General features: G+C 61.2%; 17 protein-coding genes. 10 read left to right on the top strand and 7 right to left on the bottom strand.

The features are described 5' to 3' along the window. Nucleotides 1–135: 135 nt before the first annotated feature. From FEF26_RS13915 to FEF26_RS13910, 3 genes are read right to left on the bottom strand one after another with little or no spacing between them, the layout of a single operon-like run. On the bottom strand, nucleotides 136–438 hold the full coding sequence (locus FEF26_RS13915) for a P-II family nitrogen regulator (RefSeq protein WP_138254141.1): 303 nt from the start codon (nucleotides 436–438) through the stop codon (nucleotides 136–138). Between the two features lie 19 nt (nucleotides 439–457). After that, complete coding sequence (locus tag FEF26_RS16290; RefSeq protein ID WP_279536498.1) at nucleotides 458–676, bottom strand: DUF1538 family protein; 219 nt, start codon at nucleotides 674–676, stop codon at nucleotides 458–460. Beyond that, a complete protein-coding gene (locus FEF26_RS13910; protein WP_279536499.1) occupies nucleotides 663–1,781 on the bottom strand; it encodes a DUF1538 domain-containing protein in 1,119 nt (372 codons plus the stop codon). Before FEF26_RS13910 ends, FEF26_RS16290 begins: the two co-directional genes overlap by 14 nt. 648 nt (nucleotides 1,782–2,429) lie before the next feature. Between FEF26_RS13910 and FEF26_RS13905 the strand changes: the two genes are divergently transcribed. From FEF26_RS13905 to FEF26_RS13885, 5 genes are all read left to right on the top strand, one after another. Continuing rightward, nucleotides 2,430–3,410, top strand: coding sequence for a helix-turn-helix transcriptional regulator (locus FEF26_RS13905; protein WP_138254140.1), 981 nt, complete (start codon nucleotides 2,430–2,432; stop codon nucleotides 3,408–3,410). Nucleotides 3,411–3,759: 349 nt separating this feature from the next. Continuing rightward, nucleotides 3,760–4,500, top strand: a complete 741-nt coding sequence (locus tag FEF26_RS13900) for a Cof-type HAD-IIB family hydrolase (RefSeq protein ID WP_243730602.1) — start codon at nucleotides 3,760–3,762, stop codon at nucleotides 4,498–4,500. A gap of 553 nt (nucleotides 4,501–5,053) precedes the next feature. Then, complete coding sequence (locus tag FEF26_RS13895) at nucleotides 5,054–5,947, top strand: C40 family peptidase (RefSeq protein WP_138254139.1); 894 nt, start codon at nucleotides 5,054–5,056, stop codon at nucleotides 5,945–5,947. A 348-nt stretch (nucleotides 5,948–6,295) separates the two neighbouring features. Beyond that, complete coding sequence (locus tag FEF26_RS13890) at nucleotides 6,296–7,522, top strand: DUF418 domain-containing protein (RefSeq protein WP_138254138.1); 1,227 nt, start codon at nucleotides 6,296–6,298, stop codon at nucleotides 7,520–7,522. Between the two features lie 176 nt (nucleotides 7,523–7,698). Next, a complete protein-coding gene (locus FEF26_RS13885; protein WP_138254137.1) occupies nucleotides 7,699–8,331 on the top strand; it encodes a DUF305 domain-containing protein in 633 nt (210 codons plus the stop codon). 67 nt (nucleotides 8,332–8,398) lie between these two features. Here the strand turns inward: FEF26_RS13885 and FEF26_RS13880 are convergent, their stop codons facing one another. The 4 genes from FEF26_RS13880 to FEF26_RS13865 all read right to left on the bottom strand — a co-directional run bounded on the left by FEF26_RS13880 (nucleotide 8,399) and on the right by FEF26_RS13865 (nucleotide 11,474). After that, nucleotides 8,399–8,647 carry a hypothetical protein gene (locus FEF26_RS13880; protein ID WP_138254136.1) on the bottom strand — a complete coding sequence of 83 codons (249 nt, stop codon included), beginning with the start codon at nucleotides 8,645–8,647 and terminating at the stop codon, nucleotides 8,399–8,401. Nucleotides 8,648–8,944: 297 nt separating this feature from the next. Then, the gene (locus FEF26_RS13875; protein WP_208012938.1) at nucleotides 8,945–9,352 is read right to left on the bottom strand and encodes a four-helix bundle copper-binding protein; all 408 of its coding nucleotides are present in this window, start codon (nucleotides 9,350–9,352) and stop codon (nucleotides 8,945–8,947) included. Nucleotides 9,353–9,738: 386 nt separating this feature from the next. Next, nucleotides 9,739–11,208: a multicopper oxidase family protein gene (locus tag FEF26_RS13870; protein WP_138254135.1), complete on the bottom strand. Its 1,470-nt coding sequence runs from the start codon at nucleotides 11,206–11,208 to the stop codon at nucleotides 9,739–9,741. After that, nucleotides 11,205–11,474: an SHOCT domain-containing protein gene (locus FEF26_RS13865; RefSeq protein WP_138254143.1), complete on the bottom strand. Its 270-nt coding sequence runs from the start codon at nucleotides 11,472–11,474 to the stop codon at nucleotides 11,205–11,207. The genes FEF26_RS13870 and FEF26_RS13865 overlap by 4 nt, the downstream gene beginning before the upstream one ends. A 286-nt stretch (nucleotides 11,475–11,760) precedes the next feature. Between FEF26_RS13865 and FEF26_RS13860 the strand changes: the two genes are divergently transcribed. From FEF26_RS13860 to FEF26_RS13840, 5 genes are read left to right on the top strand one after another with little or no spacing between them, the layout of a single operon-like run. After that, nucleotides 11,761–11,973, top strand: coding sequence for a heavy-metal-associated domain-containing protein (locus tag FEF26_RS13860; RefSeq protein ID WP_138254134.1), 213 nt, complete (start codon nucleotides 11,761–11,763; stop codon nucleotides 11,971–11,973). A gap of 2 nt (nucleotides 11,974–11,975) precedes the next feature. Further along, entirely contained in the window at nucleotides 11,976–12,926 is a 951-nt protein-coding gene (locus FEF26_RS13855; protein WP_208012937.1) for a heavy-metal-associated domain-containing protein, read from the top strand. Continuing rightward, the gene (locus tag FEF26_RS13850) at nucleotides 12,916–15,258 is read left to right on the top strand and encodes a heavy metal translocating P-type ATPase (protein ID WP_138254133.1); all 2,343 of its coding nucleotides are present in this window, start codon (nucleotides 12,916–12,918) and stop codon (nucleotides 15,256–15,258) included. The genes FEF26_RS13855 and FEF26_RS13850 overlap by 11 nt, the downstream gene beginning before the upstream one ends. A gap of 39 nt (nucleotides 15,259–15,297) precedes the next feature. Beyond that, nucleotides 15,298–15,573: a YHS domain-containing protein gene (locus FEF26_RS13845; RefSeq protein ID WP_138254132.1), complete on the top strand. Its 276-nt coding sequence runs from the start codon at nucleotides 15,298–15,300 to the stop codon at nucleotides 15,571–15,573. 29 nt (nucleotides 15,574–15,602) lie between these two features. Beyond that, nucleotides 15,603–17,606: a heavy metal translocating P-type ATPase gene (locus FEF26_RS13840; RefSeq protein WP_208012936.1), complete on the top strand. Its 2,004-nt coding sequence runs from the start codon at nucleotides 15,603–15,605 to the stop codon at nucleotides 17,604–17,606. Nucleotides 17,607–17,663: the final 57 nt, after the last annotated feature.

Genomic DNA, 17,663 nt, shown 5'->3' with positions numbered 1-17,663 from the left:
CTGCGACGACCAGGCCACAGGGGTCTCTCACCCCCATCCGCACACACAGCGCCTCATGGCGCACACGAACGTCGTGGAAAGGGCGCCAGCGACCACGCACCTGTGGTCATTGAACTGGGGTAGTTCTTCTGCACCTTACGGCCCTGTGGCGTCGAAATGTCCAGGCAGCGACACTTGGTCTACAGGAACTGAGAAGCAGATTCCGTGGGAGTCCTCGCCATCAAAGATGACATCATGCAGGCACGCCATCAGGGACTGGACCTTCTCCGTGGGGACCACCATCATCAGTAGCGACTGAGCCCCAGTAAAGTGCACTCCGAAGATTGTTTTGCGGGCGTGTGAGCCGACACCGCGCGCTGACAGTGCAGTCACTCCGGTGGCGCCAGCATCCTCCACGAGGGTGATGGCTCTCTCTTCTTGGTCATCCGGGGTCACCACGAACACGACGCTTGAGACATCATGCCTCCAAACGGGGGTTAGGTGGCGATGACTTCCCGCGTGCTAGGGCTCCGAACTTCACAGCACAAGCATAGCCAAGCACTGCAATGACCGGACCTACGGATGCGAACGCGATCAGTCCGAAGCCGTCCATGAGGACGTCCCGTCCAGAAACTGCCGCGGCTAGGCCGATCCCCAGGGCGGTAATCAGGGGCACGGTGATCTCACTGGTGGTCACGCCCCCCCAGGTCGAACGCCTGCGGAACAAGATCCTTCGGAGCCAGCAGCATGAGCAGCAGCGCGAAGACGTAGAGCGCTGTGATGACGACGACGAACGAGCCACCGGTGAGAATCCGCAACACTCCTATGCCGATCCCCACCGCCACCCCGCAGGCTACGAGGACGCGGAGAGTGTTGGCTTTGAGACGTTTCTCCGAGATGTCCTCTGCCTCTTTGCTGATAGCCATAAGTGCCGGTTCAGCCAAAGTTGTGGCAAAACCGATCAGCACACCGAAAGCGATGATCAACGGGATCTGCTCAGTGGCGATCAGCTGTTCGGCCATCTGGCGCCCCATCGGCAGAAGCCCTATGTCGAGCCCCACGATGAATCCAAAGAGACCTAGTACGACCATCACGAAGCCCACGGTGACACCGATCGGGTTGCCCAGTCGCCGGCGCAGCACCACCAACTGGAAGAACAGCACCACGGCAATCACCGGAAGCACATCGCGGACTACTGTCATGAGTCCAAGAAGAAGCTCCAGCCATGGCATTTCACCGGCTGCAGCTTCCGCATCAGTGACCACCCCCGGCTCCCCTAACTGGTAGACCACGATGCCGTAGAGCTGCACACTCACCATGGGAACCATGACGCACAGGGCCACAAGCCCAAAACCATCACCAAGCCGACTTCGTCCACGCACGGAGGCAGCCATACCAATCCCTATGGCGGCAATCAGCGGCACGGTGACAATATCGGTGGTCACCCCTCCGGAGTCATATGCGAGGCTGGCCACCTCCTGAGGTGAAATGACAGTCAGTAGGATGACCACGCCGTAACCGATCAGCAGGATGCGGTGGAGGGGCCACCCCAGGAAGACGCGGATCGCGCCCAGCACCATGACGACTCCGACGCTTATGGCGATGATGAACCGAAGCATCAGGCTGTTGATTCGCCCTTCGCTGACGACTTGAGCCTGATCTGCCACCGAGATCAGCGCTGGTTCGGCGATCACTGCGGCGAATCCGATACCGAAGCAGAACGGGAGCAGCTTCCACAGCGACGCCGTTTTCACCAGTTTGTTCGTGATGGATTTTCCCACCGGAAACACACTGCGCTCCAGGCCTTCCAGGAAAAGTGCGATGCCGGCAGCAACGATCAGGAGCCCGGCGAGGATAGAATTGCACCCTCAGGTATCTGACGGAAAACAGCTACTTGGAAGAGGATGACCACCCCGAGGATTGGCACGAGTGCGCGGAGGGCATGAAGGAACCGTCTCCGCAGTGAATGCAGCAGCTTCACGCTCGCTCCCTTCTGCGCAACTGCTGCACCTCGCCCGGGGCCGTTACCCTCTGCCACTACAATTATGACCCCACGCTGAGCACCTGTGCTCTTTTGCGAACAGAGTCCTGTCTGAACCGGGTGGCTGAAAATGCCTGTCAGTACGGGCGTGGTTGCTGGAGCGATTTAAGGATCGCGGACTCACGCTGAGCTTCGGCACGGTGGCAGAGTTCGTTGCGGTGTTTTCTGCGCGCCCCCCTCACATACCGTCGGCGAGCATAGGTCGCCTCACGCGCATGCGCCCAACTCACCATGGCGTGGCCGATTGACAGGACTAAGCGCTCCACAAATCGAGCAGAGGGTACCGAAGACGCTGAGTCCCCTAGTCCTGTTCTCGGAAGAAGCCGGTCCCCCATACGAGTGTTCATGAACCTAGCTTTACAGGTTCTCAGGACTGATTCGGTCCGCAATGTGTGCAAAGGTGGTCACCATGAAGACTGAAGGGACCACCGAGCGGGTCCTTCGCTTGCTAGGCATGCTCCAGCGAAGGCCTTCTTGGACCGCAGCTGAGCTCGCTGAGCAGTTGGACGTCACCGACCGCTCAATTCGCCGCGACATTGAACGATTGCGAGCTCTGGGGTATCCCGTGAGAGCCGTCGCCGGAGTCGGAGGCGGATATCAACTTGGCGCTGGTTCACGTATGCCACCACTGTTGCTGGACGATGATGAAGCCCTGGCCATCGCACTCTCACTGCGTCTCGCTGCGGGCGGTACGGTAAGCGGTGTCCAGGAAGCTGCACTGAGCACCATGGCCAAGCTCGACCAAATGATGCCACCGCGTCTGCGGGCGGAGGTGCGTGCGCTTCACAGCGCCACTGAAGCAATGTCTGGCCCAGGAAGCGAGGTCGATGCCGAACTCATGGTCACGCTTGCGAGGGCGTGCCGGGACGCGGTCCGGGTTCGCTTTCAGTACACCAGGCCCGGCGGGGAGTTGTCACACCGCACCGTGGAGCCGCTGCGTATGGTCACCACGGGGCGGCGCTGGTACCTCATGGCCTACGACATTGACCGGCAGGATTGGCGCACCTTTCGGCTGGACCGCATTTACGAGCTGGTCACGACCACCTGGCGCTTTCCTCCTCGAGAACATCCAGATCCGCTCCAGTACGTGCAGGATTCGGTGAGTCTAGCGCCCTACTCGTTCGTAGCGAAAATACTCTTCCACGCCTCAGCCGCTGAGGTAGGAGCACTCGTTCCACCTCAGGTGGGACGCATCGAAGGGCGCCCGGACGGGCAGTGTCTACTGACCGCGGGTGGGGAGGACCTGGACTGGATGATCATGTACGTGGCCCGCCTGGGCTTCGAGGCGGAGATCCTCGAGCCAGCCGAACTCCGAGATGCTGCCGCAGAGCTCGCACATGGCATAAGGGCGTTGGGGGCAGCTGAATGCGAATCGAGTGTGACTGGATAGGCCTCCGTGAGTCCGTGCAGTTGTCAACGCTCGCCGGGCGGGGAAACCTTCAATGTCTACTCAGACCCAGAAGGCCACTCTTTTGCCTATGCTGGAACTCAGTGGGCTAAAGCCGATCACCAGCAACGAGGAACCGCCCAGGTTTGCGTGTGATGTATGTGCCCTCTTGAGATGGTCTGCCCCGCGCCCAGGATCATGCAGGATAATAGGGCGAGTGATTCCCTCCCGTGAAACTGCTGCTTTCAACCCCTCCCCTGCTTTTGGACTGCTGCTGGACGTGGATGGGCCCATCGCCTCTCCTGTGAGCCGGACCGTAGCTATAGCCTCAATCAGTAGAGACCTAGCTGCTATGGCTAACAGAGGGATTCCGGTGATCTTCAATACTGGGCGATCAGATGACTTCATCGCTCAGCAGGTGATTCCGCCGCTGAGAGAGTCCGGTCTGCTTGATTCCGCTCCCGTTTTTACGGTGAGCGAGAAAGGCGCCGTCTGGGCTGAGGTGACGCCTGCGAGCCTTGGAGAAGTTCACATTGATGAGAAGTTGAAGCTTCCGGCTGGCCTTGCTGAGGATGTTCGGGAGCTCGTCGCTGAGCGCTTCGGGAACTTGATGTTCTTTGACGAGACGAAGCGCTCGATGATCTCAGTGGAGCAGTCAGTGCAGGTGCACAACTCCGAGTACCTGGAAGCTCAACAGGAGTTCGACGCGGCGATACCTGGTCTTTTGGAAAAACATCGGTTGGGAGACGTCCGTATTGACCCGACGATCATCTCCACCGATATTGAGCACCAGCGCGTGGGAAAGGACCTCGGCGCGGAGCGCGCCTTGTCTTTGTTGGAGGCCCGGGGTATCACTGCGGAGAGTTGGTTCACGATGGGAGACTCTCGATCCGACTATGCGATGGCGACATGGTTGCATCGGCGCGGAATTCCGGTCAGCCACGTGGATGTCCGGCCCGCCGATGGTATCCCTGATACCCCGTATCAGGTGCTCACCTCTAGAACGGGCGCGCTCCACGATGAGGCTGGAGCTGAGTTTCTCAGCCTTTGGGCTCGCGGTGCAGCGACGATCCGCGCAGGGCGTCAGTCCTGATCCGCTCCTGCCTTTTCTGCGGCCATTAGTACAGTACGGTGCGCCGCGGGGATGGTCCCTCTGGCTGCGTGCATCCACGAACCCCAGGAGCCGATCGTCTTCGGTGACTAACCGCAGTTACTGTCCGCGTTTCGGATCTGACCAGGTGGCCACGATCGGTGCCCCCGGACCACCCATCCGGGCGAGGTCATCGAGAGGCCTCATACCAGTTCACACAGTGAGCATGGAGGCCGGAATCTCTTCATCCTGAGAGGTACGAACGGCCACCAGACGGCCTCCGTCGGAGTGAGGCTAACGTCATCCACTATGTCCATGTAGTCCGCACCCTCATTTATTGCTTGGACGAGAGACATCACGGCGCTTCCCCCATGAGCTTGGCGCTGTCAATGCAGGTCCTCGACCGTTACCCAAATGCAATAAAAGTTATTGATCTGTTATATAGTTGTGTCACCTCCAGTCCCCTAGGGCACAGAAACCTGTCTCGGTCTGAGCCTGCAGACCTCGATACGGTGCTTCGCACCACTACCGCAAACCCAGGTAAGGAAGATCCCACATGACACACACCACCGCTGAACCACGTCGGGTACGTCGCCGGGCAGCCCAGAGGAGCCGCATCAACTCAGTCGCCGTGTCGGCAGGACGCACCGGCACAACTGTTCTCGCGGCTTCCGGTCTTGCTATCAGCATCGGTGCGGCCGCGAACGCCGCCGATCAGAACCTGGAGCGAGGTTCTGCCACCGTGCAGGTTAGCGCCACCGAACTCACCATCGAGAGAGCCTCCAACACCACCCCGGCAGCTATTACGTCCACCAACGAGGTCAGTTTTGATCGCCCAGCAGTGACATCCGAGACAGCCGCGGTAGCACCAGAGCCAGTGTCTGAGACGGATCCTGAGCCCCAGGCCGAACAGCCTGCACCGCGGCCCACGCCGGCCCCACCCGAGGTTGACGAAGCGCCCCAAGAAGACCCCCAACCCGCTGAATCGCCTCAGGAGGAGTCGGCGGAGCCCTCGACGCAGCAATCTCCACAAGGATCCGGCTCGAATCAGTCTCAATCAGGAAGTGGGACGGCCGGTAGCGGTCAAAGTGAGGCCCCTTCTAGCGGCAACAACAGCTCCGTCGTGAGCGCTGCCTACGCCGGGATGGGGACGCCTTACCTATGGGGCGGGACGACCACCTCGGGATTCGACTGCTCTGGCTTCATCAACTGGGCCTACAATCAGGCCGGTCGTGGTGGGCTCCCTCGCACCACCTACGGCATGGAATCTTCACTCCCACGCGTTTCCAGCCCCCAACCCGGAGACATTGTCTTGGCTAACAACACCACTCACGGTGGGATCTACGTCGGCAACGGGCAGGTCATCTCCGCGACGCCTTCGGGTGGGGTGCGCCTTCACGGCATCAACGAAGGATGGCACCAAGTCAACGCCATCCTACGTCCCAACTGATCCAAGCCCTCGGAATCCAACTCACCTATGATCAACTCATAGGCACAAGTGATTTTTCGGGGCACTCATGAGCCGGGTTCCCGCTGTAGCGGGGCAGTATCCATGTCACCTCGACCTACCGGTGGCTCCTGGATGATGGCCTAGGGGTTGTACAACCGACCCGGCAGCGCGGCTCGAGTGAGAGACGCCATCGTGGACATGTGATCCCTTTGGGTGCCTGAGGAACATCAACAAATTACCTGATCGTGAGATGAATGGCGTCCTGGTCGAACTTAGTGCCCCCCGCACTCTGCCCATACCCGTTGCAACCCGGTGCATCCCCGTCGTTACTATCAGACAGCGTCGTCCATGACATCTGCGACGATCGCTTCATCAACGGTCACGCGGCTGATCGGTGCGCAATCCAACTGCGAAGGCACCCTGGCGCCGAGGCTCACCACCCTGAGCTCAGGCCACTACTCAACTCCTGGGGTTGTCGTGCGGGCTGAGAACGAGCACTCACCGGTGGAGCAATCCATCCAGGGCCAGCAGCGGGTATTGGCCCTGGATGCGGCACGCGGTGTAGCCGTGATCGGCATGATTGCAATCAACACCGGTCCCCGCGGCGACGATGATTTTCTGGAGATGCTCTATCGCGTCCCCCACGGCAGAGCATCTCTGCTGTTCGTCTTGCTCGGCGGGATAGGCATAGCACTGATGACTCGTCACTACCGTCGCCGTCGCACTCGACTTCCCTGGTTTCCGCTGTTGTGGCGTTGCCTTCTGCTGCTGCTGGGAGGGCTGATTCTCCAGGCGCTCGAACACAATGTTGCTGTGATTCTGCAGATCTATGCGCTTCTAATCCTGTTCTCGATTCCGCTCCTGCGAAGGTCCGGAAAGACTTTGCTTCTCCTCAGCGGACTCAGCGCACTTGTTGGACCATTGATCTGGATTGCGATTCAGTTGCAGACCGACGGGCGCTTCGATCGAGAACCGGTCTCAGGGTCTGACCCACCCTGGGAGATCCTGGCGGGTATCGTCCTGACCGGGCCATACCCGCTGATCGTATGGGCCGCGCCGTTTCTTCTGGGGATCTGGCTGGGTTGCCAACGACTCACCGAGCCACGAGTGAGCACGCGGCTGATCATCTACGGCGCTGGTGGTGCCGTCGGAGCCCGGTTGCTATCTGCGACCCTAGTGGGACTCTACGGTGAACCCACCAGCCATATAGCGTGGCAACGACTGTTCAGCTCCGTTGCTCACTCTCAGATGCCGCTGTGGCTGATCAGCAGTACCGGCTCAGCAATGTTCATCCTTGGCCTGTGTTTGAAGATCCGCTCATGGTCTCGCTCATGGTTGTCTCCCCTAGTCCTCCTGGGTCAAATCGCGTTAACCGCATATGTCGGACACCTGTTGATACTCGCTTTCATGATCCGCCCAGGCCCCGAGACTCTAATTCACGGGGTCGTCGCCAGTGCAGGCACTGTCATAGCGCTAATGGTCTTCGCCGGGCTCTGGCGGTGGCGCTTTAGGCAAGGCCCACTAGAAGCTCTCCTACGTTCACCCACCACCTGGTGGTCAGCCAAGCAGCCCTAAACTCCGTACCGAGATTCTTCATGGAAACCAGCGTGACGCCCCGGCCAGCGCTCAAAGACGGCTCGTTCACCGATCACCTCCACGACACGCCCTGCAAACCGCCAGTGACAGGAGAACTATTTACAGCACATGAATGATTTAGGCCGACTGAAGAACTCGACAGAAGAAGGACCCTCATGAGAAACACGCCATCGACCTTGTCTATCACCGCGATCGCATTCACCTTAGCCCTGACCGGATGTGATACCTCTGGTGAGTCGAAAAGTGACACAACATCTGAAACAGGACAGACCACGCAAGAGCTCTCCGAGGAATACAACGATGCTGACGTGGAATACCTCTCAGGAATGATTCCACACCACCGGCAAGCCTACGAGATGTCAGAGATGATGCTAAGCAAAGACGGCATCGACCCTAGAGTGACAGCTCTAGCAGAAGATATTCGTGAAGCCCAGGGACGCGAGATTGAGCAGATGGAGTCCTGGTTGGACGCTTGGGGAGAAAGTGACCACGTCGGCGAGCACGAAGACATGGACCATGACGAGATGGATGACGGCGAAATAGAAGATATGGGCCACGAGGGAATGATGAGCGAGGAGGAGCTCGCTGACCTTGAGGAATCGACTGAAGTAGAAGCCTCCAGAATGTTCTTGGAGCAAATGATTGTTCATCATGAGGGGGCGGTTTCCTCGGCAGAACAGCACCTCCAAGAAGGGGAGAACCCTGAAGCTTTGGACCTGTCAGAGGACATCATCGCCGACCAGCAGGCCGAGATCGAGCAGATGGAAGAACTTCTAGAAGACCTCTAGACCCACCACCTCTCATCAGCGATGACACATCTGGCGATGCCTGACACACGTGCGTAGGTCCGCCGGTCTAAGCCACCCGGATCTCAGAAGACGTGAGGCAGGCCACCCAGACTGTGGCGCTGAGCGTCTCATTAGTGGCGTCTTCGCCGAGGTCCTGCCTCCGGCTCTGAACACCAAGGTCGCCCCTGGGCGCCTGGGCCCAAAAACGTGGTGGCAGTTCCGCTGGCGGCTGGAGGGCAGACGCCCGTAGGTTTTTGCCCTCCTCTGCCGTCGACGCCATCCTGATTCCGGCGTCAAGCATTGCGGTAGCGCTCAACGCCCGAGCCTTGAGACACCTCGACCGCAACGTCGCTTGCCCTGGCCGCCACCGAAGCAACCACGAAACCGCCTCAGATCCGCAGCCTCCGCTCACGAGGTCAACCGCTACCCAGCCTCCTGAGGCTTGAGATCCGGCACAGTGAGGATGAAACACATGCACCGCGTGTCGCAACATCCCCATATATGGGGCTCAGCGACATTGCCTTCCAGATGTCAGGGGCCCGGGGTGAGCGTCCAACTCCGGGAAGAGCTTGTGCCTCTTGTCTGGGTCGGTCTAGCTCTATGCGGGGCAGGGTTACGCCAGAGCACTGAGCAGTTCGTCGCATGCTGCCTCGCAGCGCCGGCAAGCCTGCGCGCACAAGCGGCAGTGCTCGTGCATTTCGGCGTGTTCCTCGCATTCTTGTGCACAGGCTCGGCACGCCTCTCGGCAGGCCTGCAACATAGCGCGGACCACATTTTTGTTTTCACCCGTGAGGCGGGTGAGGACCCGGCCGGTCGTCAGGCAGATGTCGGCACAGTCTTGGTCTGTGCTTATACAGCTCACCAGTTCGCCGGCCATCGGTTCGCTGAGACAAGCATCAGCGCACGCCGTACAGGTCTGCGAACATTCGAAGCAGGCTGCAATACACGCCGCGAGCGTCTCCTGCTCGATTCCGAGATCTTCCTTGGGATGAGCCTGAAGCATGGACTTCACGTGAGACATGATCTTCCTCTCTTCGTTTCCGGGGTCGCTTGCCATACACCTCGGCTGCCACCGCGCCCAGGGATGATCTAGATTACTGCTGTTAGATATGCTTTTGAACCCTGATCGGGGTCCAGCAAATAGGCCCGACGGGCAACGGCGTCCCAACTAAGTGCCCTCACCACACGCCTCAGGTATAGAAGACTCGCCGCTTATATATTGTTTGCGACGTTGCTGCGGATAGACCCATACGCACCACTTCCCCGCTGGCACTCGCCTGACCGATGCCTGACGTGACGAATTGGCCGCCCGATGCCTTTTCGTCTTGCTGTCGGTATGAACCATGCTCGTGCGCATCGTCGCTAGTCATGCTCCTCATTCGTTGCCCGGAGCGGTGTGCCGCGGGGTCAGCGGGCCTCGAGGGTGCCCATCATGCCAAGGTCTTCGTGGTCGAGGATGTGGCAGTGGTATACGGTGCGGCCGCCGAAGTCATCAAAAGCTACCCGAACCGTCACCTCCCCGAAGGCCGGGATGTTGACCACGTCCTGCCACCGCGGCCCGGAGATCTCGCGCCCACCGTCGACCACGACCTGCATGGGCCACACGTGCAAGTGCATCGGGTGATCCATGGGGCTGGAGTTGGTCAGCGTCCACTCCTCCACGGTGTCCACCCGGACCCGCTGGTCGGTGCGTTCGGCGTCGAACTCGCGCCCGTCAATCGTGAAGGACATCATCTGCCCGGGACCGCGCATCCCACCTCTCATCCCGCCCATAGCGAAGTCAATGGTGCGTCGAGCCTCGACGGGCTCATCGCGCAGGTCTCTCAGGGTTGGGCCCGCGGGCACGGAGCGAACCTCCTCGGCCGGATCCCCAGCGACCTCGAGGACAAGCAGATCGATAGGCTCGTCGTTATCGGGGCCGTCCCCCGACCTGGCCCCTCCCATCATGCCGTCCATGTTCCCGCGCTCCACCGAGATGGTCCGAAGCGTCGAGGTGCCCTCACGGGTGTCCACCAGCAGCTCCACGCGGTTGCCGGGGGCCAGAATAAGCTCGGTTACGTCCACCGGCTCGGGCAGCCGTCCGACGTCGCGGCGCAGCAGTCGCACCCCCTGCCCGTCCAGGCTCAGGCGCAGGTACCGGGACGGGCAGGCGTTGACTACCCGCCAGAGCTCCCGCTCCCCCGGTGCCGCCGACGCCCCAGGGCGGAGCTGACCGTTGACCAGCACTGTCTCACCCTCCCGGCCCAGCATCCGCTGGGGCGCAGTGACCTCGGCGAGGTTGCCGGAATCGTCCAGGGCGATGTCTGAGACGATTAGAACTCGCTCACGGGCTACCGGCACAGGATCAGGGTCCTCCACGACGATGGCACCGTAGAGCCCTGCGGCGACCTGGTCGGCTACGTGCCCATGATTATGCGGGTGGTACCAGTAGGTGCCGGGTGGGTGGTCCTGCGGAAGCACGTACTCGTAGTCAAAGGATTCCCCCGATTCCACGGTCACAAAAGGATTGTCCCCATTGTCCTCAGGAGATACGTGCAACCCGTGGACATGTATGTTCGTCGGGGTATCCAAACTGTTGGTCATCGCTACCCGGACAGTGTCCCCGCCCCGCACCCGCAGGGTGGGTCCTGGTAGGGACCCGTTGAATGCGTGCACGTTCGCCTCCCGTGCCCCGATTCGCACTCGGGTGGGAGCAGCCTCCAGGGCTAAGTCAAGAACCCCGTCCCGGCTGGCTAAAACCTCGGGCTGCACCAGCCTCCCGCCGCCGAGGGTCTCTTTGTCGCGGCTAGTCCACCACAGCCCGGTTCCACCCACGGCCACGGAACCGGCTCCGACCGCGCCCAGGGCCAGCAGCTGTCGGCGCGTCATCGGGCTCACCGGTCATCCTCATCCAGGGTCCGTAACCTTTCGGTGTACTCTTCGGTGCTGATTTCCCCGCGCGCGTAGCGTTCCTGAAGGATATCCCGGGGGCGGGGCGGGTGCGCGCCCGGCGGAGGAGCCGAACCGCCCTCCCGGACCCCGCGACCGGCACCGCCAAAGAAAACCTTCGCAAGCACGATCACTAACACCACCGCTCCCACGATAAGCAAAATCCAGAAGATCCACATCCAGCCCATGCCGCCTCCCATTCCGTCGCACCACATCTCCACGGTCCTCCTTCGCCAATCAATTCACTGCCACGACAGGAGAACCAACAAAGCCCCACACCGCCGGATCCGGGACGCGCCAGCGCTCTTTCCGCTGGGACCTTGCATGTGATGCGGTGAACCTTCAGCAGAGCACTCCCACCGACCAGAGACTCTGAGGCAACCGAAACGCCTCAACCACATAGACGCTCTCGTCTGAGTGTATTGACTTCCCATTTCATAATGAGTATAACAGCTTATATACCTATACCCCCTATGGGTACTAAGGTTATGGAGGGAAACAATGAACACGACACGGACGTACTCCGTCAAGGGAATGAGCTGCGGACACTGCGAGGGAGCGATCCACAGTGAGCTCGCCGAGATCGAGGGGGTGGCTGACATCGTCGTCAGCGCGCAGACTGGCCGTCTGACACTCACCACTGAGCCGAATCTCGACGATTCTGACGTGGTAGCGGCAGTCGAAGAGGCCGGCTACACCGCTTCCAGAAGCTGAACATGAATGCCCCTGCGCGACTCGGACTGTACGGGCTGATCCTGGTCGTTGTGTTCACCGTGTCTGGGTTCACGGCAAGTGCTGTCATCGATGATGACACCGTGCAGTCCTGGGCCGAAGAGACACCGGAAGTGCACCAGAAACCAGGATCCGATGACGGCAGCGTCAGCGCTTGTGCAGCCGAGCTGGGCCTGGCCCAGGCTCACAACGGGTACCAGCTCACCGAGATGAGCGCACCTGATCAGGCAGGTGCTCAGAGCGAGCTCTCATGGGTTGTGACCGGACCCGATGGGCAACCGGCGACTGGGTTTGAACTCGATCACGAACAGGAGATGCACCTGATAGTGGTGCGTTCTGACGGAGAGCACTTCCGCCACGTACATCCTGAACACGACGGTGCTGGCACATGGTCGATGCCCTGGGAGTGGGAGGCGGCAGGCACTTATCGGGTCTTCGCCGGTTTCGTACCAGAGGGCACCAACGAGGGCATGACACTATCCACCACGGTGCACGTCGCCGGTGACTACGACCCGGTGCCAGTCGACCAGCGAGTCACCGAGACCACGGTGGATAGCTTCGACGTGGAAGTCGAGGGTGGCCTTGTGGCCGGGGAAGGTTCCGAGCTGATCATCACCATCACCCGCAACGGTGAGCCGGTGACCGCATTGGAGCCCTACCTGGGCGCATTCGGGCATCTGGTGGCCCTGCGCGACGGGGACTTGGCCTATCTGCACATCCACCCTCACGGCAATATCCCCGAGGACGGTGAGACCTCTGGGCCAGAGATTATTTTTGAAGCTCATGCGCCCACGCCAGGGCGTTACCTGTTGTTCCTTGACTTCCAGATTGAGGGCCAGGTGCACACCGCCCCGCTGGTGATCGACGCGGTCACCCAAGCGGGCAGGGGCACCGGTGACGAACAAGACGGGGAGGGAGAGGTTCATGACCACTGAGAGCACCCGCACTGAGGCCAATTCCACCGGTGTGGAGCTGCAGATCGGTGGCATGACGTGCGCCTCCTGCGCGAACCGGGTCGAGAAGAAGCTCAACAAGCTCGACGGCGTCGAGGCCAGCGTCAACTACGCGACTGAGAAGGCCAAGGTCACCCTCCCCGAGGGCTATGACCCGCAGTTTCTGATCGCGGAAGTGGAAAAGACCGGCTACACCGCCGAGCTTCCGGCGCCCAAGGGCGCCAAACCCAGGAACACCGAGGCACGCCACGCGAGTGAGGATGCTGAGATGAAGGTCCTCAAACAGCGCCTGATTGGCGCAGCCATCCTCTCAGTGCCTGTGATCGCGATGGCGATGATCCCCACGTTGCAGTTCGACTATTGGGGGTTCGCCTCCCTCGTGCTGGCCGCCCCCGTGGTGGTGTGGGCAGGCTGGCCCTTCCATCAGGCTGCCTGGGCAAACTTTAGGCACGGTGCGGCCACCATGGACACGTTGATTTCGGTCGGCACCAGCGCCGCATTAGTCTGGTCGGTCATCGCATTGTTCTTCGGCACAGCCGGCCAACCGGGAGTGGTGCACCCCTTCGAGCTGACGATTTCCCGCTCCGACGGGATGGGGCACATCTATCTTGAGGTCGCCGCCGGGGTCATCACCTTCATCCTGCTGGGCCGATACTTCGAGAAGCGTTCCAAGCGCAGTGCCGGAGCCGCCCTGCGTGCCCTACTCGAACTCGGAGCGAAGGAAGTCTCCATCCTGCGTCACAGCGCCAAGGGGGAGAAGACCGAGCAACGAGTGTCCATTGACGAGCTTTCCGAAGGCGATGAATTCGTGGTCCGGCCAGGTGAAAAGATCGCCACCGACGGGGTCATCACTTCCGGGAGGTCCGCAATCGATGCCTCCATGCTCACTGGTGAATCCGTTCCGGTCGAAGTCACTGTGGGGGACTCGGTCGCAGGTGCCACCGTGAACGCGGGTGGCCGCCTGGTGGTGGAGGCCACCCGGGTCGGCTCCGATACCCAATTGGCGCAGATGGCCAAAATGGTTGAAGATGCCCAATCCGGCAAAGCTGAGATTCAGCGGCTGGCAGACCGAGTCTCCTCGGTGTTCGTGCCCGTGGCCATCGCCGTCGCGGTTGCCGCTCTGGGTGCTTGGCTCATGGCGGGTTTCCCTGTCAGTGCGGCCTTCACCGCCACTGTGGCAGTGCTGATCATCGCCTGCCCCTGCGCGCTCGGACTGGCCACACCGACCGCCCTGCTGGTCGGCACCGGACGTGGAGCCCAGATGGGTGTGCTCATCAAGGGCCCGGAGATCCTGGAATCAACCCGCAAGGCGGATACCATCGTGCTGGATAAGACCGGCACTGTCACCACCGGGAAGATGACCCTAACTGAGGTGATCACAGCCGATGGCGTCGACAGTGATGAACTGCTTCGCCTGGCTGGTGGCCTGGAGGGCCACTCCGAGCACCCCATCGCTCAAGCCATCGCCGTGGGAGCCAGTGCGCAGGTCGGCGAGCTGCCGGCTCCGGAGTCCTTCGAGAACATCGAGGGCCAAGGCGTCCAAGGTGTCGTCAAGGGCCACGCGGTCGTCGCTGGTCGCGAGACGCTGCTGGCCGAGTGGTCGATGCACCTGGATGGTGATCTTGCAGCGGCCAAGCAGGCCGCCGAGCGCCAGGGCAAAACCTCGATCACCGTCGGATGGAACGGTCAGGCACGTGGTGTCTTGGTGGTCTCTGATCAGGTCAAGCCCACCAGCGCCGAGGCTATCAGCCAGTTCAAGGCGCTAGGACTGAGACCGGTGCTGCTGACTGGAGACAACCAGACGGTGGCCGAGCAGGTTGCCGCGCAGGTCGGTATCGAACACGTCATCGCCGAGGTCCTGCCCAAGGACAAGGTGGACGTCGTCGCCCGCCTCCAGGATGCGGGCGACGTCGTGGCGATGGTCGGTGACGGGGTCAACGACGCACCCGCCCTTGCCCAGTCCGACCTAGGACTGGCGATGGGAACCGGTACCGATGTGGCGATCGAGGCAGCCGACATCACTCTGGTTCGTGGAGACTTGCGGGCTGCGGCGGACGCAATCCGACTGTCACGCAAGACTCTGCGCACGATCAAGCAAAACCTGTTCTGGGCTTTCGCCTACAACACCACCGCCATCCCCATCGCAGCCTTCGGCCTGCTCAACCCGATGCTTGCCGGAGCAGCCATGGCCTTCTCCAGCGTCAGTGTCGTCACGAACAGCCTGCGGTTGCGCAGGTTCAAGGCCCAGGCCGACCAACACGCCACCACCGAGCCGTCCGAGACGACGCCGGCTCCTCAGCCGGTAAATGCCTGAATCCTCCACATCGACACGATAAGGAAAGGACTGCACAAAATGACAGCACGTGACCACCATGCAGCGAACCGCCACACCGATAGGGATGCTTCTAGTGGCTGCAGCGGCCACGCGTCCAATGCCGAAGACCCCACCACAGCGGACAGCGCCGAGGTCACCGACTGCCTTGTCATGCCTGGCAACCCGGTGATCAAGTCCCAGGCTGAAGAAGCAGGGCTCTACCGCGACTACAACGGGCAACGCTACTGGCTCTGCTGCGCCACCTGCGGCCCGCTCTTCGACGCCGACCCCGAGCGCTACGCCAGCACCACCTAGAACATGCACAGGTACAGGAGACACATCATATGAGCCAGCACCAGCCAGCACCCTCAGACGCGATGCACAGTCACACCGATCAGCACCAGCACGATGAAAACGCCGTTCACGGCCACGATGGCGGACATGACGACAGCGCGGGACACGACCACCACGGAGGGCATGGTGATCATGTGGGTCAGTTCCGGCGGCTGTTCTGGATCATGCTGGGTCTCGCGATTCCGGTGGTTGGGTTCAACCACATGTTCGCCGACCTTGTGAGCTACCAACTGCCCGACGGTGGATGGGTGTGGTGGGTCTCCCCGCTTCTGGGCACGATCATCTACTTCTGGGGTGGTCAGCCCTTCCTGAACGGCGCAGTTTCTGAAATCCGGGCCCGTCAGCCGGGCATGATGCTGCTGATTGGTTTGGCCATTACCGTCGCATTTGTGGCCTCCTGGGGTGCCACCCTCGGCGTTCTTGACCATGAACTGAACTTCTGGTGGGAGATGGCCCTGCTGGTGGTAATAATGCTGTTGGGTCACTGGATTGAGATGAGATCCCTGGCTCAGACCACCTCCGCCCTAGACTCTCTGGCGGCTCTGCTGCCTGATGAGGCAGAAAAGGTGGACGGCGAGGATATCGTCACTGTCGCCCCGAACGACTTGGTCCTCGGTGACGTGGTGATCGTGCGCCCTGGCGCTTCGGTTCCAGCCGATGGCAGAATCGTTGACGGCAGTGCTTCGATGGATGAGTCCATGGTGACCGGCGAATCAAAACCGGTACGCCGCAACACCGGTGAACAGGTGGTCGCCGGCACGGTGGCCACAGACTCGGGACTGCGTGTCGAGGTCTCCGCAATTGGGGAGGACACCGCTCTGGCCGGTATTCAGAAGCTTGTCTCCGAGGCTCAGTCGTCCTCTTCGCGCGCCCAGCGCATCGCCGACACCGCAGCGGGCTGGCTGTTCTGGTTTGCCTTGGGCGCAGCCCTGATCACCGCGTTGGTCTGGGCGCTTCTTGGCATGCCGGATGCTGCGGTGGTGCGCACGATCACTGTTCTGGTCATCGCATGCCCCCACGCCTTGGGGTTGGCGATCCCGCTGGTGGTTTCTATCGCTACGGAACGTGCGGCCCGCGGCGGGCTGCTGGTCAAAGACCGCCTCGCGTTGGAATCCATGAGGGCTGTCGATGCCGTGCTCTTCGACAAGACCGGCACTCTGACCAAGGGCGAACCTACGGTTACCGGCGTGGACCACGTCGAGGGATGGGAAGAAGACCAGGTGTTGGCGCTGGCGGCTGCGGCCGAGGGTGATAGTGAGCATCCGCTGGCCCGGGCGATTGTGGGTGCTGCCTCTGTCAGGCAACTCGATGTCCCCTACGCGAGGGACTTCTCGTCTTCCCCGGCGGTAGGTGTCAAGGCCAGGGTCGCCGGCGGCGGGCATGACACCGTGATTGAGGTCGGTGGCCCGTACCTGCTGGAGCAGCACAGCCTGAAGGAGCTGTCAGTCACAGACCAGTGGCGAGGTGAGGGAGCGATCATTCTCCACGTGCTGGCCGACGGTGACGTCATCGGTGCTCTGCGGCTGGCCGACGAGATCCGACCTGAGTCCCATGATGCCGTCGATGCCCTACATGCCCAGAATGTGCAGGTGGTGATGATCACCGGAGACGCTGCGGCGGTCGCCGAGACTGTCGCCGCCGATATCGGCATCGATCGGGTCTTCGCTGGGGTGCTGCCTGAGGACAAGTCCGCCAAAGTCGCTGAGCTCCAGGAAGAGGGCCGCAAAGTCGCCATGGTCGGCGATGGAGTCAACGACGCACCCGCATTGGCCCAGGCCGATGTAGGGATCGCCATCGGTGCCGGCACCGATGTTGCCATCGGGTCTGCAGGAGTCATCCTAGCCAGTTCCGATCCGCGGTCGGTGCTCGCAGTCTTCGAGCTGTCCCGGGCCAGCTACCGGAAGATGAAGCAGAACCTCTGGTGGGCCGCCGGATACAACCTGGCTGCTGTCCCGCTGGCGGCCGGAGTGCTGGCACCGATCGGATCCTGGTGACTCATCTCAAGATGCCCGGGAAGTGTGAGTCGTTGACTCATTGAGTTTTGCCCGGTT

The sequence above is a fragment of the Nesterenkonia salmonea genome (genome assembly GCF_005771525.1).
Classification (GTDB): domain Bacteria; phylum Actinomycetota; class Actinomycetes; order Actinomycetales; family Micrococcaceae; genus Nesterenkonia; species Nesterenkonia salmonea.
This window is presented reverse-complemented; position numbering and strand designations above follow the sequence as displayed.

Excerpts from the sequence above, each read along its gene's own strand:
- FEF26_RS13845 (WP_138254132.1), top strand. The coding sequence starts at position 15,298 with ATGACAGCACGTGACCACCATGCAGCGAACCGCCACACCGATAGGGAT.
- FEF26_RS13865 (WP_138254143.1), bottom strand. The coding sequence starts at position 11,474 with ATGTGGTGCGACGGAATGGGAGGCGGCATGGGCTGGATGTGGATCTTC.
- FEF26_RS13900 (WP_243730602.1), top strand. The coding sequence starts at position 3,760 with ATGGCTAACAGAGGGATTCCGGTGATCTTCAATACTGGGCGATCAGAT.
- FEF26_RS13895 (WP_138254139.1), top strand. The coding sequence starts at position 5,054 with ATGACACACACCACCGCTGAACCACGTCGGGTACGTCGCCGGGCAGCC.
- FEF26_RS13860 (WP_138254134.1), top strand. The coding sequence starts at position 11,761 with ATGAACACGACACGGACGTACTCCGTCAAGGGAATGAGCTGCGGACAC.
- FEF26_RS13905 (WP_138254140.1), top strand. The coding sequence starts at position 2,430 with ATGAAGACTGAAGGGACCACCGAGCGGGTCCTTCGCTTGCTAGGCATG.
- FEF26_RS13885 (WP_138254137.1), top strand. The coding sequence starts at position 7,699 with ATGAGAAACACGCCATCGACCTTGTCTATCACCGCGATCGCATTCACC.
- FEF26_RS13850 (WP_138254133.1), top strand. The coding sequence starts at position 12,916 with ATGACCACTGAGAGCACCCGCACTGAGGCCAATTCCACCGGTGTGGAG.
- FEF26_RS13875 (WP_208012938.1), bottom strand. The coding sequence starts at position 9,352 with ATGTCTCACGTGAAGTCCATGCTTCAGGCTCATCCCAAGGAAGATCTC.
- FEF26_RS13840 (WP_208012936.1), top strand. The coding sequence starts at position 15,603 with ATGAGCCAGCACCAGCCAGCACCCTCAGACGCGATGCACAGTCACACC.
- FEF26_RS13855 (WP_208012937.1), top strand. The coding sequence starts at position 11,976 with ATGAATGCCCCTGCGCGACTCGGACTGTACGGGCTGATCCTGGTCGTT.
- FEF26_RS13890 (WP_138254138.1), top strand. The coding sequence starts at position 6,296 with ATGACATCTGCGACGATCGCTTCATCAACGGTCACGCGGCTGATCGGT.